Below are 16,919 nucleotides of genomic sequence, written 5' to 3'. Positions count from 1 at the left end.
AAGTTTTAAGGGGTAAGAAAGAGCTAGAAGACCTGAAGGTTTTTAAGGCCAAAGGGGTAAAAACCTTATTGCCTCAAGCCTTCTTAAGCTCAAACCTTCTTAACCTCAAACCTTAGTTATTGGCACACCTGAAGCCAATGGAACCATAGATCCCTTCACCACTGATTGGTGCTTTGATATTACGAAAAGAGCTGCGCAGGTTAAGCGCTGTCTCATCCCATGAGCCCCCCCTCACGACCTTACGGGGGCTGGGTTTCTGATCTGTAAGGTTCCCCTGGACATATTGTGCAATACCATCTTTCGCATACCAGTTCATGGTCCACTCTCCGACATTGCCATGCATATCGAATAGGCCAAATGCATTAGCGGCTCTTGAGCCTGTCGCCCAGGTACGGTCCTCTCCACAACCATCGGGTTCACCAGCTACAGATCCCATGGTTTTACCATCATCCAAGATGGCTTGCTTACAGCTAACCGCATCTCCCCAGGGATATCGCGTTAAACTCGATGCACGAGCCGCCTTCTCCCACTCGGCCTCATAGGACAGACGCTGGCCCCGCCATTGGCAAAATGTCTGGGCCTGTGACCAATCGACACAGTTGATGGGATGATTATCCCGTCCCTTCGCCCCTAAGTTACAGTATTGATTAAGGCCATAATCTTTAGGTCTTTTGCACTTCCCCGCATCCAGACAGGCTTGATATTCACTGACCATTACCTCATGAGTATCTATGTAAAATGCAGGCACAAAAACGGAGACGCCGCCGGGTTTGCCTTCATCTGACTCACAATCTTCATCTTTGATCGAACATCCCATCTGAAATGAAGATCCCGGCACAAGAATCCCCGGTTTCCGCTGAGCAGAGTCAGCGAAAACCGATGAACTGATTAACATTGCAAGCAGGCTTAATGGCGGCACGATTAGTCGCAATAACCGTGGCAAGGGTAAATGAAATAATTCCAAACCAGACATAACATCTTCCTTATGTAATTTCTGAAAACGGCCCACTCCTCATGAAGTGCTTAACCAAGTGCTCAATTATGCGTTTAATTAAGAGCTCAATAACAAAATGTTCAAGAAGCAGCCGGAGTTACCATGAGACCTTACTCCCCTTAAGTTCCTTTCACTATAGAGTGATATGTTTAAAATAAATACTAACAAGATAAGAATTAACTCATGTAAACTGATTTTCCTGATAAAAATAACAATCATTAGCATGGAATGACCTTATGAGTAAAAGCCCGCAAAAACTCCTTCTCTGGATGACATTTATCATGTCGCTGGTGTTTTCTATATGGCAGGTGCTTTTGAATAATTTCGTCATCGAGCAGGCACAATTCACCGGTGCAGAAATTGGTGTCCTACAAAGCTTACGAGAGGTTCCGGGCTTTCTCGCCTTCACCGCAATATTCATTCTTCTGCTTATTCGCGAACAGGCATTCGCCCTGCTCTCGCTAGCCCTATTGTGTATTGGCGTCGCAATCACAGGCTTCTTCCCTCAGGTATTAGGACTTTATCTGACAACCATATTGATGTCTGTCGGGTTTCATTACTTTGAAACCATCAACCAGTCCCTGACGCTACAATGGGTGGATAAGAAAGAGACTGCCGGTTTTCTGGGCAAGGCACTGGCATGGCGCTCTGCGGCAGCGTTGTCGGGCTACGCCAGCATCTGGTTAGTCATGAGTTGGCTTAAACTGGATTATGTGTGGATGTACGCCCTGATAGGCAGTCTAGGCCTGTTGATGGTTATTACTATCACTGTGTATTTCCCCAAATTTGAGGTTGGAGAGCCCCAACATAAAAAGATTATCCTCAGAAAAAAATATTGGCTCTATTACCTGCTGACTTTTTTCTCCGGAGCAAGACGCCAGATATTTATGGTGTTTGCCGGCTTTATGATGGTGGAGAAGTTTGGTTACAGCGTGAGTGAGATAACGGCCCTCTTCCTCATCAACTATGTGGTTAACTTACTCTTTGCCCCAGCCATAGGTCGTTTCATCGGTCGAATTGGCGAAAAGCGTGCCCTGACGATTGAGTACGTTGGACTTATCATCATCTTTGTCAGCTATGCGCTGGTTGAACACCCTGAAATAGCGGCTGCACTCTATGTTATCGACCATCTGTTATTTGCGATGGCTATAGCAATCAAAACCTACTTTCAGAAAATTGCCGATAGCAAAGATATTGCCGCCACTATGTCTGTCAGCTTTACGATTAACCACATCGCCGCGGTCGTCATTCCGGCGCTGCTGGGACTGCTGTGGCTTCACTCGCCGCAAGCGGTCTTCTACATAGGAGCTGGTTTCGCTGTTTGCTCGCTGCTTCTGGCCAGGAATATTCCAATAACACCGACTCAGGGAAATGAAGTAAATTGGTCATGGAGCTTAAAAAAAATACAACACAGAGTGAAGCCATGAGCCATTTTAGTTAAGATAGCGAATATACTATTCAGTCGAAAAGTATTCAGTGACAATAGAAGTGTAGAGTAGAGCATGGTTGAATTAGCTAGAATCAATGAGGCAAAGGCTGCACAGTCTGATGTGTCGGCCCGAAAAAAAGCGCTGCTGTTAGGGCGCCAATTAGGGTTAAGCAGTGAAGAGGGTTACCGACCAGGCAGCGCTTCTGTCGCCGAACGGGCAGCCTTTCGCCAGCAAAAAGTATCCAGCCAGTACCAGGCCAACTTAGAAACCATATACACGATTGCGCTGAGTCATACTCCCTCAGACGTGACCGGAGTCGACTTGGATCCAGATTGGGCACACCAATTTTTTCAAATCGCCGAGCAGATACATAACCGCAAGATGCAGGAGTTATGGGGACGAATACTGGCCAATGAAATCACCACTCCGGGTAACTTTAGCTTAAGAACCTTATCGACACTGAAGCAGTTAACCCATAAAGAGGCTCAGATATTTGAAAAAGCCCTTGGTATGGCGGTAAAGGTCAATAATGAATCACGCTTAAAGCTAATCATAGGCTATCGATACACAGGCGGTTTTGGGCAAATATTCAGAAAGTCATCACCTATCAATATCGGCCTGTCCAATTTTGGCCTGCCCTACTCCAATATTCTGACTCTGGTCGATGCAGGCATATTGCACCGAGGCGAATTCGAGACAGGACTATTAAACAGCAAGACTCCCATGAGTTTCACCTTGCTCGATGAAAAAATGAAGTTAACCCCTAAGAGCGGTCATCTGCTGTTTAATTATTATCGATTGACGCCTATCGGTGACGAGTTAACTCAACTCATACACCCTAAAACAGATACCGAGTACGTAAAAGCATTCAAAGCATTGTTTTCGCAAGATTTTAAGATTGAGTAACGACGAGAAAAGAAGTTTTAAGTCGTAAGTTTTAAGTTTTAAGTTTTAAGTTTTAAGTTTTAAGTTTTAAGTTCGTTCAGTATGACGACTAAGCGCTTATAACCAGCGGGCTCTTACCTACCGCTTACAGCTTATTACTCTCTCTTCTAAAACATTCGCGGCTAAAGCCGCTCCTACATGAAGAAGTCCCACTCCTGAAACAAGCTCAGGATGACGGGCAATCATACGGCAGCAAAGCCCTAACGCTTTTTCTCTTACTTACCACTTAAAGCTTACAACTTCAGACTCGTAGCTCATAACTCATAGCTCATAGCTTACGGCCGGAGTCTCTGAATGAGTTTCGGGAGTAAACCAGTTAAGCGTATCGGCAAGCTGAACCACCTCGCCGATGATCATCAAGGCTGGCATTTTCAATTCAGGATCTGCCGCGAGTTGTTCCAGCTCTCCCAGGTTACCGATAAAGCGGCGCTGCTCGGATGTAGTCGCCTTAGAGACGATGGCTACCGGAGTCTGCGCACTTCGTCCGGCATCGATAAGTCCCTGACTGATGATTCCGGCATTGAGAATACCCATGTAGATAACTAAGGTATTGTTGGGGTTAGCATAGTTTGTCCAGTTCATAGGCCGGCTACCTAACTGACAATGACCCGTGATAAAGGTTACGCCCTGAGCGTGGTCTCTGTGGGTCAAGGGAATACCGGCATAGGATGAGGTACCGCTGGCCGCGGTAATACCCGGTACAACTTCAAATTCCAGCCCGGCCTCCACTAAGCTTTGCAACTCCTCTCCGCCACGGCCGAAAATAAACGGGTCCCCGCCTTTTAAACGCACCACATTTTTACGGGTACATCCTTTGGTCACCAGGAGTTGATTTATCTCATCTTGATTGGCGCTATGCTTACCGGCTCGTTTACCGACGGCAATTTTTTCAGCATCAAAGGGAACCAGTGACATTATCTCTTCACTGACTAGGGCGTCGTAGAGAACCACATCGGCACTCTTTAGGATCCGGTACGCCTTAAGTGTCAGCAATTCGACATCCCCAGGCCCTGCACCTACCAGCCAAACTTTTCCACCCTCTCTCTGACCCGGTAAAGTTACAATTTCCATCTCACTGCCCCACATACTATTGAATACAGTAAAATATAACGGTCAGCTTATAACTTATTAAATAGTTAAAAGTTAATATTTATAACTGTTGGTTATTAGAAAAGTGATATTCCAACTCAATGTCACCAAAATACAGTATTTATCTAGTGCCAACATCAAAAAATACTTATAAACCCCTATAAAATCAGCCGCTTGTAAAAGATCGAGGATTAAAACATCGAAACGGTTAAGTGAGCACGATACTAACCCTTTCTACTTTTACACTAGCTTATCGCAAATAATTCTAATCGAAAGGCTGGGGTTAGCCGGATCAAAGCAATCTATACTCATTGGCAGCGAATAAAGTGTGATGACAGCTTAGATCGCCGAAAAGATGATGGCATTCATGCCCGGCCCATCTGAAGCCCAGGGCTATAACCCCAAGTCATTGAGCAGTACAAAGCTAACGGCAAACCATGTATATCAATAAGATAGGTAGAGACTGGTATCCACTAACCGACATCCTTTTATGAACGAAAAGGTTATGAATAGAGACAGGTAGACTACAATTGAGATACACAAACTGAGTATTCATTATCAATCTTGTGTATCTATTCGGTGCTTTTGGTCTGTTTTATCTGAAGCTTCTCGCACACAGAGCGATAAGTATACATATCAAGGAGTGATATGAAGTTTGGATTTAAAGAGATAGTCAATACATTTGGCTTATGTTTATTGATAAGTACGCTGCAGCTCGCGCATTTAACCCTCGCCTCCACAGAATATAAGGTGAGCCTAAGACATAGGGAGATGCGCCAGGATCTCAATATATTAGTTGATGAGATCAGGCAACATTCGGCATTTTCAGGCCTGGATAGCGCACGGCTGAAAAACATTGAGCGGGCAGTGGACTCTATTCTTTATCGCTACCCCATCAATATTACCAGCGACAAATTCAAAGCCGAAGTGTTAAAACTCATCGCCATGCTCAATGACCCGGGCACAAGCATCAACGCCCATATACAGCCTTCAGGCATACTACCGTTACGGTTAAGGCCCTTGGGGGATACCTGGCTCGCACTGAACGAGGACGAGCAACTACTGGACCCTGAACATCCCTACATTACTCACATAGATGGAATTCCGCTTTCTCGCTGGATAGACGTCAGTTTACGCTTTGTTCCTCACTCCCTGAGACTGAGCACTTCTCAACAGATACAATGGCTCTCTCAACTTGACATGCTAAGAGCCGAGATGGGACTCCCCGTTACCGATGAGGTCAGGCTCTCACTGACTGACAACCTCGATTCGAACATACAGATGAGATTAGCGGTACAGACAGATGCCTGGCCCAAAGATACACTCATCATTAAAGACCCCCTCGATATTGAAAGTAGTGCCGCCCTGATTAACATTACAGATTTAACCCGGTTTGACACCGACCCCTTGGCGCTTAAAGAGCTACAACTTGCCTTTACTTACCCGTTAACCATCCTGGACTTAAGAGCGGTTACCGGAAACAGTGACAGGCTATTAAAGTTACTGGTAAGCGAGTTTGCAGGACCTGAGCAATTTAGCGGGAATGATGAAGCCAGCAGATACCTGATGGCGTTGTCGCAATATCGGCGCTCGACCGACTTTAAGGGCGATCTGCTCAGACCGCTTAATTTTCTCCCTTTCGATGAATTTAACTTCTTCGAGCAGATCCAATTTTCAGATATCAGTCAAACAATAAACAATGAAAATGCAGCCCGTTTTGGACACTGGTATGCCAGACGCTCTCCCGCAATGTCAGGAGTAAACACGAATAAAAGCAAAGTTCATCGTCTCGCACTAGTCATTGGTCCCGAATGTCGGGAAGAGTGCGAATGGATAGCCTATGTAGCGAAGAATTGGCCGAGGGTGACACTTATTGGAGAGAAGACCTCCGGAGACTTAGGCAAGCGGTACAGTTTCAACTTACCCCAGAGCAATATCGAGGTAAGGGTCACAGCCAGTATTGCCTATAGCGCACGAGGAGAATTACTATCGGGTAAGGGGACCCATCCTGACATTAAGCTACCAATCAATGAAACCATTCACTGGCAAGGTTTAGTCACTTTGCTCACACAAGAGGGAAGGCCCGGTGAAAATAGACAAGCGACGGTACCAGAGCTATCGCTAAAGCAAGTTGAAACAGCCGATTGGAAACGCTCAGTATCCAATAATTTATGGAGCCCTAGTACCCCATAACTAGTTCTCCATAATATGTATTAACAAGCATTAAATATCCTCCCCAAGTAACCGATGAGAAAGCCGGATATCAATTACGGCAAAGCTTCTGTTAATATTGACTTAACGAGTACCTTAGGAGCAGGCTAGATGTCCAATAAGGCAAAGCACCTGTTAACGGCAGATACCTTTAACCGCGGAGCACTGCGCATGACCGTCGCCCTGCTCCGTGGAGTCAACCCCAGATTGGCACTCAGTGTCCAAAATCAGATGAGTGGGCCGCTTAATCCTCAATCGGATGCCAGCCCAAGCCCAAAAGATAATTTCAGGTTAACGCTTAAACCGATAGAAGTCAGACATGTCGTTGAAACACTCAATGAGAAGACAAAGCATCCTAATGCTGATCCGGGCACAGAGATGCTTATCAAGGCACTCATCATAGATTGGGTAAACTACGCTAACTTTTTAATTGAATTAGAAAACAATCAGGATGCCTAGCAGTGCTAGGAAATGACCAAGATGCATAGTAGAGTGAGTATTCACATTAGCAATAACGAATGTGAAATACTCGCCTCCCCTTAGGGAGTTTGTCGCCTAAAAAAATAATAAAACAGATAATGGAATATAAAATGAGTAGTCCAATCGGTGGCTTCTACCTGAATGCTCAGTACAGAAAGAAGGCTGAAAAATTTGAATTATCGACCAAGCCAAAACTAAGTATCTCCATAGAGCTGCAGCTCGATGACGGTATAATCCTCAATGAGTCCCAAATAAGTTCAGCCGATATTGAGTGTCGGTTTTCAACTGCTCAGGCAGCAATATCTCTTCATCCAACTGTCACTTCAACAGGCATGATACAACTGGATAGTTCAATAAAAATAAAACATCCGGATGAAGATATAGCGCAAATGAAACAACAAGTTGTAAATATCGAGTCCGGCGAAACCCTCTCGACTCTGGTCGAGGGGAATGAGAGGATTAGACTAAAAATAAGCTGTAACATCTGTTAGCTTTGTTTTTTTCAGCCCCTTAGTAAAATTAGATTAATGGATTAACGGATCCTGGAGGTAGTGATGATTAAACTGACTAAAATATTTATCGTTTCTTTAATACTGGCTTGCTCGGCCTATGTGCAGGCAAGCGACCTTAAGGTCGGAGACACAGCGCCGGACTTTAAATTACAGTCCACCAACGGCGAGTTCTACCAACTCAAGGATTATTTGGGGAAGCAGACATTAGTCCTGGCCTGGTACCCTATGGCCAATACCCGCGGATGCACCCTCGAGTGCCGCTCTCTGGTTCAAAAGGGGCATTTAATCCGTGAGTACAATGCGGCTTATATGATGGCGAGTGTCGATGACTTAGAAGATAACCAGGACTTTGCTAAGAAACAGAAAGCTGACTTTCCTATGTTAAGCGATCCGACCAAAGAGACCGCTAAAGCCTATGATGTGCTTAACTTTGTTCGCGTAGCCAGCAGGGTGACATTTTATATCGGTAAAGATGGAAAAATCTTAAAAATTGACGAAGATATTAACGCCGAAACGGCAGCGGAAGATATTGCAGCGACGCTGAAACAGTTGGGAATTGAAAAGCAGTAAAAGATTAATAGGTCCTAGAATCTAGAAACTAGGACCTAGGAACTCTATCCTTCTGCCGCTTCACGGATCCGCTCTTTGCGTTCCTGCTCTTCATCGAAGGCCGCTTCGATTTCAGCCAGCACCGAATCGACATCAGCCGCTTTAGTGCTCTCTTTAAACTTCCCGGTCAGTTCTGACTCTGGATTCAATTTGCCCGACTCGAACAGTGCCCACATCTCTTTGGCATACTTAGTCTGGAGTATCTCTGGGGCAAACTGACCATAATAATGGGTCATATTATTAACATCACGCTCAAGCATTCTTTTGGCGTTATTATTCGCTGCCGCATCGACGGCTTGGGGGAGATCGATGATCACCGGGCCCTTGCTGTCCAGCAAGACATTAAATTCAGACAGGTCGCCATGGATCAAACCTGCACATAACATACGCTGCACATCTTTCATAACCAGCTTATGATGCGCCAGGGCCTCCTCAGCAGTCAGAGAGATATCATTTAATCTGGGGGCGACAAACCCTTGCTCATCGGTAATGAGCTCCATTAACAGCACACCATCGAAACAACCGTATGGCTGAGGCACTCTTACGCCGGCATAAGCCAGGCGAAACAGGGCATCAACCTCAGCATTCTGCCAAGCCTGTTCCTGTTCGTTACGACCGAACTTCGAGCCTTTCTCCATAGCACGAGCTCGTCGACTATTACGGCTTTTTCTACCTTCACGGTATTGGACCGCCTGCTTAAAGCTGCGCTTCTCGGCTTCTTTGTAAATTTTGGCGCATCGCACTTCATTGCCACTACGAACAACAAATACATCGGCCTCTTTGCCGCTCATTAATGGACGAAGGACTTCATCAACTAAGCCTTCATCTACGAGAGGCTGAATACGTTTCGGGATTTTCATAGCGCCCTTATACCCTACTTAAGGGCTTGATGGAATAACTAAGCAAATTATCATTCAAAATAGCGCGGTTCATAACGATTCAATACAAGCCTATACTGCAATGATTAATTACTAATTTTTAAACAGTTAAGTTAGAAACTCAAACGCCAGATCGTAAGCCTTGCCCAGATCGACCGTTTTGGGTTTTAACGCTTTCAGTTCCGATGTGCGCTTATCTGTCGCCCTGACAGTCGCTGGATGCACAAGCTCGACACTCGATGTAGACAGGGCTAAAATCACGCCTTCCATCAAAAATGTCCCCGCACCTCCAGCACCTTGCCCCTTGCTCGCACGCCGATTCAGCACTATCTTATCGATACCATGTTCGATACAGAATGCCTTTATCTGTTCACCGAAAGTGACTACTTCCCCCTGAGTAGGGTTCTTGATTAAGGTGAACTTATTCGTCTTCGGAGCCACCAATTCATGAGTTGTACGAGTCCCGTTAAGGGTAACAATTCGAACCTCATTTGCTTTCAAAAACATTCCGGCAACCAACATATCGCACCTTACTTTTATACCAATGAGTATTAGCCAATAAAAAGAGCCAGCGATGCTGGCTCTATTCAAGAAGAGAGATGTTAACTTACTCTTCCGCTGGTGTAACTTTGTTATTTATATAGGAATCAAAAACGATGCCTTGTTCGTTGATATCCACGCCCATTTTCACCTGCATATCATAATCTTTCATCATAGATAGCTCTTCGGGAAGAGGCTCTCCAGTCATTTCGGCCAGAGTCACGATTGGCGTAAATAACTTCTTATAATCCAGAGCAATATTGTACAAACCATTATCGGTAAGCGGTTCAGAAGCCAACTGTTCGGCGATGACTTTCGCCTTCTCACCATTGAAAAAAACCAGGTGATTGCCTTTCAGCGCCATCTTCGGCTTAATGCCATATTCAGGCGGCAAAGGAAGCAGATGCGAGAGGTCAATAACGCTACCATCTTGTGGCAGTTGAATATTGGCAAGTTCGGGAGCAAAAGGCTTCACCATATTGAACAACATACTCGGATTGTCGGCAGATAAGCTCACGATGGCATCGACACTATCTAAGGCCGGTTCACCCTGGCCTGAAGCTGATGCATCAGCAAATTTATAGTCAATAATCGCAGCACTGACTCCTCTGACGCCATTTGCCATTCCGGTAAACATGCCTAACATTGCCGGGCTTTGACCCGATAACTCCTGCTGAAACTCCTGCAGAACCTGACACTGGTACTGTGGCTGCAACAACTCATCCCAAACGGCAGTCAATGACGGCACCAGTTGGTTAAGCTCAATGCCTACGCCCATTGAAAAAACAGACTCTCCTGGGTTCTTAGCGTAATCGGGTATAAAGCCCCGCATTTCTTTAAGGGCATTGAGCAAGGTCTGGTTCTTACTCTCTACGATCGTTGATATGTCGAAGCTACTCTGCTTATCCTCGATATTGGTACTATTCACCCCAAATACCGTACGCGGCCAGTTGGCGGTGATAGCAGAAAACTCTTGGTGACACTCGGGGGTTCTGAACTCGGCAAGCAGATCTTCCCCCTCTTGCTCCGAGAAAGCTGTTATCTGCTGAGCCAGTTGATTGCCCTCTTTCGTGGTGATAGCTTTGACTATCTCCTGATGGTTCAGATAGCCGATCGCCTCATCGCTGAAACCATGAGTCTTGATGATCTGTTCAATAATTCCTGAATCGGCCAATGACTGAGGTACAGGCCGCACACCCAGAGCTGTTTCCAGCGTCGGCTCATCGATAAACGCACTATTTAGGGTCACCGTAAGCAAGCCATCTTTTTGAGCAAACAGAAGCTCTAATTTTTCCGGGTCTCCGATATCGCTAAGGGTGTAAACACGATATTCCAGACCTTTCAGCGTTCTGGTTTCATGGCTATAACCACTCTCCTGCTCAGCCTTCTCGAGCAGAGCCCATATTGCCTGGGGTTTCTCCACTTCAAATTTAACTACGGGCAAGATACCAAGAGTATAGAAATAACTGCGAATATTTTCCGATAAACCAAAGGTCGCGATAAATTGCTCGCCGCTTTGCAGGCTATCCATATAGGAGCGACTCAGGCTCAAGATGAATCTAGCTCTCGCATCGTCAGACCGCTCTAACTCTGAGAAAAACTCATCGGGGACAGTCTTATAGCTTTTTGAAAGGGAGTTCACGTAGGACTTGATTGGAAAAGGCTTTAGCTGGGCTGAAAACAGTGGTGTGTCAGCTGGAATAGAGGCAAGCACAGTGTCAGACTGACCGGAAGCAGAACCCGGCATATCTTGACTCAACCAATATCCACCCGCACCAGCGGCAACCACGGCTGCTGCAATTAATATTTTCTTCATCCATCAAACTCCATTTAAAATTATGCAAACAAGTGTCTACCTACAAACGGTCCCTGTAGACAGAAGAATTAAATATACTATAACGGACGGCTAAAAGGGAGCGATGTTCCCGAGTAACAAAATAAGTCAATTAAGATAGTTAGCTCATTAGGGAGTGATTGAAAAGGGGAGCGTAAATTGACTCTGAGATACGACCTGAATAGCCACATCGGGCTATTCAGGTGTAACGGCTTTTGATTAAGCAGGCGCCAGCAAGCCAATCAAAACCACTGGCTCATCTCAAGCAATGAAACGAGCAAGGCTTTTGTTTGCTGACAGCTCTGTCAGTGACTCTTAGTGAGCATCATCACAAGGGTGACGATAAGCTCAAGGAAGGACTAAAAACCACTGAGTCTGACTCAAAAAGTGACAGACTCGATACAGAACAGCATTCTAAAACCATCTACGGGAACCACAAACTATAGACTAAAAAAAGAACTGTGCATAAGTTTGTGAGTATTTATGTACAAAAAAATCAAAAAATAAAACTAAAGTATAATTAAACAGGATAAAAACTCATTAAATTAGCCAGATGACAACGATGTCAGGAATATCTGGTTATCCACAGTAGTGAGGCAAGGCACTCGTAAACCTCTATTCATTTCATTCAAAAACAAGAAGAGCCGCTAAAAAGTGGCTCCTCTCTATTTTTCGCTGAAGACGCCTATCGGCATTAGATCTCGAAATGCAGACCACATTCTCGCTTCAAACCATTAAAGCGGGTCTCCTCCTCACTCATTCCCAGCTCCAGAGGCTTGCTGGAATGTACATCTCCAACCGAAACATAACCTTGCTCCCATAGGGGATGATAGGGAAGATCATGCTCGGTGAGGTACTCATGCACATCTTTATTGCTCCACTCGAGGATCGGCAGGATCTTATAGCGCGATCCATGGATAGCGAGTATGGGTAGTGCCTCACGAGTACTCGATTGAGAACGGCGCAACCCCGCAAACCAGGTTCCCACCTCCAGCTCCCCCAGCGCTCGCTGCATAGGTTCGACCTTATTCATCCTGTTATATTGATCCAGCCCATCTAAGCCCTTCTCCCAGAGCAGGCCGAAACGCGCCTCCTGCCAGGCCGGGGTCAGCGGCGATGCAAAGACCTTAAGGTTTAACTTCAATCGCTCGGTTAACTCATCGATAAATTGGTAAGTTTCAGAGAAGAGGTAACCGGTATCTGTCAATATCACAGGTATATCAGCCTTCTGAGCACTGACCAGGTGCAACATAACCGCCCCCTGTATCCCAAAACTTGAGGAAAGCGCGTGATTACCCGGCAGATATTCCAGCCCCCAACTGACCCGCTGAGCGGGGGTTAGTTCAGCCAGAAACTGATTAATACGCTCAAGCTCGAGTTGCTGTTCAACTTGTGGTGCGTTCAATAACGCCAGGAGTTCATCGGATGATACGACCGATTCCACCTTTACTGAGTTAGCCATGAAAATCCCTAGCGGCATCGATAACCGCTTTCACTACACCTGAGCGAACCGTGAAATTGCCAAAGGTTTCGCCCTCTTCACGCTCACTCACATAGCGCGCAAACAGTTGGTCGAGTTCAGATAAAATCTCGGCTTCCTGGATATTTTCACGATAGAGTTTATTCAGTCTGGTCCCTTCGAAGCTAGCTCCGATATAGAGGTTATAGCGACCCGGCGCTTTACCCACTAAGCCAATTTCGGCGGCGAAGGGTCTGGCACAGCCGTTGGGACAACCCGTCATACGGATCACTATGCCCTGATCGGCAAAACCATGCTTCTCCTGCAAGGATTCAACCTTAGTCAGAAAGTCGGGGAAGTAGCGCTCAGCCTCGGCCATAGCCAGTGCACAGGTTGGCAAAGCCACACAGGCAATTGAGCGACCACGAGTTTCACTGATAAGCTTGCCCATCAAGCCATGACTACGTGCCAGCGCTTCGACCACCTCTTTATCTTCCTCGGCAACACCGGCGATGATAAAGTTTTGATTTGAGGTCATTCTAAAATCACCTTTATGGATTTTAGCTATCTCTCTTAATCCGGTCTGAAGCGGCTGACCCGGAAGATCTTTGATACGACCGCCTTCGATGAAAAGAGTCAGGTGCCATTTATTATCGACGCCTTTGATCCATCCATAACGATCGCCGCGATCGCCGATCACCACGTCGCGTTTAGGCTCGAATTTAATCCCGGTACGCTTTTCAACTTCAGCCTTGAAGGCTTCATAACCATGCTTGACGATCGTGTACTTAAGTCGTGACTGCTTACGGTCAGAACGGTTACCCCAATCGCGTTGAACTTTCAAAATTGCTTCGGCAAATTTCAGGGTGTCTTCGGCCTTGATGAAACCAAAGTCATCGGCAAGACGCGGGAAGGTCTCGACTTCACCGTGGGTCGATCCCATACCACCACCGGCGACTAAGTTGAAACCAACAAGCTCACCCTCTTCGGCAACGGCAATAAAACCTAAATCATTGGTGTAAACGTCGACATCGTTATCCGGTGGCACGGCAACGGCCATCTTAAACTTACGCGGCAGATAGGTTTTACCGTAAACAGGCTCAACCTCATCCCCCTCACTGGTGGCAACCTTGTCATCACCTAACCAGATCTCGGCATAAGCCTTGGTTCTTGGAAGGTAAGTATCTGACAGTTTTTTAGCCCAGTAATAAGCCTGTTCATGAAGACGGGACTCAACAGGGTTTGGATTACACATCACGTTTCGGTTTACATCACCACACGCCGCAATAGAGTCCAGCGCCTTCTTGTCCAGACTCTGGATCAAGGTTCTGAGGTTACGCTTCGAGATGCCATGATATTGAAATGTCTGGCGCGTAGTGAGTCGAATGCTGTTAGAGCTGGTTAATGTCGATGAGATCTCATCGACACCTAACCACTGCTCAGGTGTACACACACCGCCGGCGACACGGGCACGCAACATGAAGCTATAGAGAGGCTCTAGCTTCTGTTCCTTGCGTTCGTTACGCAGATCGCGATCATCTTGCTGGTAAAAACCATGGAACTTGATCAACTGCTGGTCGCCCTCGCTAAATGCGCCGGTAACAGCTGTATCGAGCCCCTCTTCAATGCTTCCCCTGAGGAAATCACTGTCGGTTTTCAGATGCTCATTTATCGATAATTTCTCTTCAACATTTTCTACAGTCATGGCAAGGGTCTCACTCATTCTCTATATGCAATGCCTCATCTAGGGCGTTGCATCAATATTCTTAATCGTTTCAATCACACTCAGGGGATCCGCTCGGTATCGAATCAAACCACTATGAGATCAATAGACATCTTTTTGGTAACGTTTATCACTGCGCAGGGTTTCGAAATATTCCTCAGCCTGTTCAGGGGTCTTGCCGCCGAACTTAACTGCAACATCCAGCAACGCCTGATGGACATCTTTCGCCATACGTTCGGCGTCGCCACAAATGTAAAGGTGAGCACCTGATTCCAGCCACTGCCATAACTCTTTGCCCTGCTCGGCAATGCGATGTTGGACGTAGATTTTATGTTCTTGATCTCTGGAGAAAGCCAGATCCAGACGTGCAAGCGATCCATCTTTCAGGTATTGCTGCCATTCAGTTTGATAGAGGAAGTCTTGTTCAAAGTGTGGGTTACCGAATATAAGCCAGCTGTTCCCCTCGATTCCCTGTGACGATCTCTCCTGCATAAAGGCTCTGAATGGTGCAACACCGGTGCCCGGCCCAACCATGATCACCGGCGTTTCCGGGTTTTCAGGCAATCTGAAATGGTTATTGGGCTCAACATAGACCTTTATTTCAGCCCCCTCCTCGGCTTTAGCTAAGAATTGAGACGCACCACCGAATCGGGCCGTACCTTCATGCTCATCTTCGACCAGAGCAACGGTCAGATGAACTTCTGACTCAACTTCTGCCTGACTCGAGGCAATAGAGTAGAGACGAGGTGTAATAGGACGAAGTAACTCAAGCAGTTGAGTGTCTGTGATCTGCACAGCATAGTTAGCAACGAGATCGGCCAGCTGGTTATTAAGCACAAAATGGCGCGTAAGCTCTTTATCTTCGACGATATTAAGCAACTCCTGATTGCCACTTAGTGCTGCCCACCCCTGAACCAGACCCGGATAGATTTGAGTCAGCTCTTTCTTCTCAATCAAGGCTTGCTTGAGCGATAAGGAGTCCTTGCCCACAGTCACCGGTGTATCACCATCGAGCGCCAGCTTAGTCAGAATTTCATCGACCAGGGCTTCGGCATTGGTAAACCAGACACCTAGCGCATCACCGACACGGTAGCTCAGGCCCGATTCATCCAGATCAATCTCGACATGGCGAACATCACGGTCTGAGTCTCTGCCCGTTAGCTTCTGACTGACTAAGATTTCCGCGGTATAAGGGTTTTGCTTGGTGTATTCACTCTCAGCTACAGAGGGAGCGATAGAAACCACACTCGCCCCTGAAGTCTGAATTAATGGCTTAACCGCTTCCAGTACATGCTCTTGCCACTGCTCTGCCGCAGACTCATAGTCCACATCACACTCAACAAGCGGTTGAATCGAGGTGGCACCGAGGTTTGACAACCTCTCATCGAAGTCTTTACCTGTCTGACAGAAGAATTCGTAACTTGAATCCCCTAATGCCAACACTGAATAGTTCAGGTTCTCCAGCCTTGGAGCACGCTTCGATGCCAGAAACTTATGCAACTCTATCGCATCATCCGGCGCTTCACCTTCACCATGAGTACTCACTACCGCCAGCAGCAGAGTCTCCTGCTTAAGCTGCCTTACCTTGTACTCCGACATAGAAGCTAAGTTGACCGCATAGCCCTGAGCTTGAGCCTTCGCAGCCAGTTCGCTGGCAATACCTCGACCGTTTCCGGTTTGACTACCATATAAAATAGTAATGGTTTGCGCAGGCTGCGTATCTGCAACATTAACGGTTGCAGCTTGCCCGGCAGACGCGGACAGATATCCCCCCACCCAAGCGAGTTGAATGGCACTCAGCTCAGAGGTGAGCTGCTTTAACTTATCGACCTGTCCTTGCGACAGGGGAGAAGCGAGTGATGAAAGCTCTTTTAACAACATGAGAAACGGCCCTATATCAGTGTAATGTCGGTTAGCTTAGCTTCTATACAGAAAAGCAAAAAAGAATAAAATCTAATTTTTAATTCCTTTTTGATATATGGTCGTTTAATTATCCGGCAAAAAATGGACTAAAAGGCCATAAATGACAACTAATGAGACAAATTTAAGGATTTTACACACAGACACAAAATAGAGGTGAGGAGCAGGAGTGACACCATGGAAAGAGAAGAAAAAGATTTCAGCAAGGGCTCAAGCTCTGTTGCCAAACCGTGCTTCCGCAACAAATACTTTTTTAACTTCCTGTTTTCATTCTATACTCCCATCACGAGTTCAA

General features: G+C 46.3%; 14 protein-coding genes. 6 read left to right on the top strand and 8 right to left on the bottom strand.

What is annotated here, in order from left to right; all coding sequences use genetic code 11:
- Positions 1-112: 112 nt before the first annotated feature.
- Complete coding sequence (locus EKG39_RS15510; protein ID WP_126506753.1) at positions 113-973, bottom strand: formylglycine-generating enzyme family protein; 861 nt, start codon at positions 971-973, stop codon at positions 113-115.
- 257 nt (positions 974-1,230) lie between these two features.
- On the opposite strand from EKG39_RS15510, the gene EKG39_RS15505 reads away from it, so the two are divergent.
- Positions 1,231-2,421 carry an MFS transporter gene (locus EKG39_RS15505; protein WP_126506751.1) on the top strand — a complete coding sequence of 397 codons (1,191 nt, stop codon included), beginning with the start codon at positions 1,231-1,233 and terminating at the stop codon, positions 2,419-2,421.
- Between the two features lie 75 nt (positions 2,422-2,496).
- Complete coding sequence (locus EKG39_RS15500; protein ID WP_126506749.1) at positions 2,497-3,330, top strand: TIGR03899 family protein; 834 nt, start codon at positions 2,497-2,499, stop codon at positions 3,328-3,330.
- A 300-nt stretch (positions 3,331-3,630) separates the two neighbouring features.
- Here the strand turns inward: EKG39_RS15500 and cobA are convergent, their stop codons facing one another.
- Positions 3,631-4,440, bottom strand: coding sequence for a uroporphyrinogen-III C-methyltransferase (cobA, locus tag EKG39_RS15495; RefSeq protein ID WP_126506748.1), 810 nt, complete (start codon positions 4,438-4,440; stop codon positions 3,631-3,633).
- A 666-nt stretch (positions 4,441-5,106) separates the two neighbouring features.
- On the opposite strand from cobA, the gene EKG39_RS15490 reads away from it, so the two are divergent.
- The 4 genes from EKG39_RS15490 to EKG39_RS15475 all read left to right on the top strand — a co-directional run bounded on the left by EKG39_RS15490 (position 5,107) and on the right by EKG39_RS15475 (position 8,231).
- Positions 5,107-6,651 carry a S41 family peptidase gene (locus EKG39_RS15490; protein WP_126506746.1) on the top strand — a complete coding sequence of 515 codons (1,545 nt, stop codon included), beginning with the start codon at positions 5,107-5,109 and terminating at the stop codon, positions 6,649-6,651.
- A 129-nt stretch (positions 6,652-6,780) separates the two neighbouring features.
- Positions 6,781-7,128 carry a hypothetical protein gene (locus tag EKG39_RS15485; protein WP_126506744.1) on the top strand — a complete coding sequence of 116 codons (348 nt, stop codon included), beginning with the start codon at positions 6,781-6,783 and terminating at the stop codon, positions 7,126-7,128.
- Between the two features lie 131 nt (positions 7,129-7,259).
- The gene (locus EKG39_RS15480; RefSeq protein ID WP_126506741.1) at positions 7,260-7,640 is read left to right on the top strand and encodes a hypothetical protein; all 381 of its coding nucleotides are present in this window, start codon (positions 7,260-7,262) and stop codon (positions 7,638-7,640) included.
- A gap of 63 nt (positions 7,641-7,703) precedes the next feature.
- Entirely contained in the window at positions 7,704-8,231 is a 528-nt protein-coding gene (locus EKG39_RS15475; RefSeq protein WP_126506739.1) for a peroxiredoxin family protein, read from the top strand.
- A gap of 44 nt (positions 8,232-8,275) precedes the next feature.
- Here the strand turns inward: EKG39_RS15475 and EKG39_RS15470 are convergent, their stop codons facing one another.
- The 6 genes from EKG39_RS15470 to EKG39_RS15445 all read right to left on the bottom strand — a co-directional run bounded on the left by EKG39_RS15470 (position 8,276) and on the right by EKG39_RS15445 (position 16,585).
- On the bottom strand, positions 8,276-9,130 hold the full coding sequence (locus EKG39_RS15470) for a PA4780 family RIO1-like protein kinase (RefSeq protein WP_126506738.1): 855 nt from the start codon (positions 9,128-9,130) through the stop codon (positions 8,276-8,278).
- Positions 9,131-9,256: 126 nt separating this feature from the next.
- Positions 9,257-9,670 (bottom strand): DUF3010 family protein, encoded by a 414-nt coding sequence (locus EKG39_RS15465; protein WP_126506736.1) that lies wholly within the window; start codon positions 9,668-9,670, stop codon positions 9,257-9,259.
- 85 nt (positions 9,671-9,755) lie between these two features.
- Complete coding sequence (locus tag EKG39_RS15460; RefSeq protein WP_126506734.1) at positions 9,756-11,504, bottom strand: hypothetical protein; 1,749 nt, start codon at positions 11,502-11,504, stop codon at positions 9,756-9,758.
- 712 nt (positions 11,505-12,216) lie between these two features.
- A complete protein-coding gene (locus tag EKG39_RS15455) occupies positions 12,217-12,984 on the bottom strand; it encodes a phosphoadenylyl-sulfate reductase (RefSeq protein WP_185817621.1) in 768 nt (255 codons plus the stop codon).
- A complete protein-coding gene (gene cysI / locus EKG39_RS15450) occupies positions 12,977-14,686 on the bottom strand; it encodes an assimilatory sulfite reductase (NADPH) hemoprotein subunit (RefSeq protein ID WP_126506846.1) in 1,710 nt (569 codons plus the stop codon). Before cysI ends, EKG39_RS15455 begins: the two co-directional genes overlap by 8 nt.
- Before the next feature lie 120 nt (positions 14,687-14,806).
- A complete protein-coding gene (locus EKG39_RS15445; protein WP_126506730.1) occupies positions 14,807-16,585 on the bottom strand; it encodes an assimilatory sulfite reductase (NADPH) flavoprotein subunit in 1,779 nt (592 codons plus the stop codon).
- Between the last annotated feature and the right edge of the window lie 334 nt (positions 16,586-16,919).

It is taken from the genome of Shewanella atlantica, from assembly GCF_003966265.1.
Classification (GTDB): domain Bacteria; phylum Pseudomonadota; class Gammaproteobacteria; order Enterobacterales; family Shewanellaceae; genus Shewanella; species Shewanella atlantica.
The sequence above is the reverse complement of the archived record's forward strand: the minus strand, read 5'-3'. Positions and strand labels throughout refer to the sequence as shown.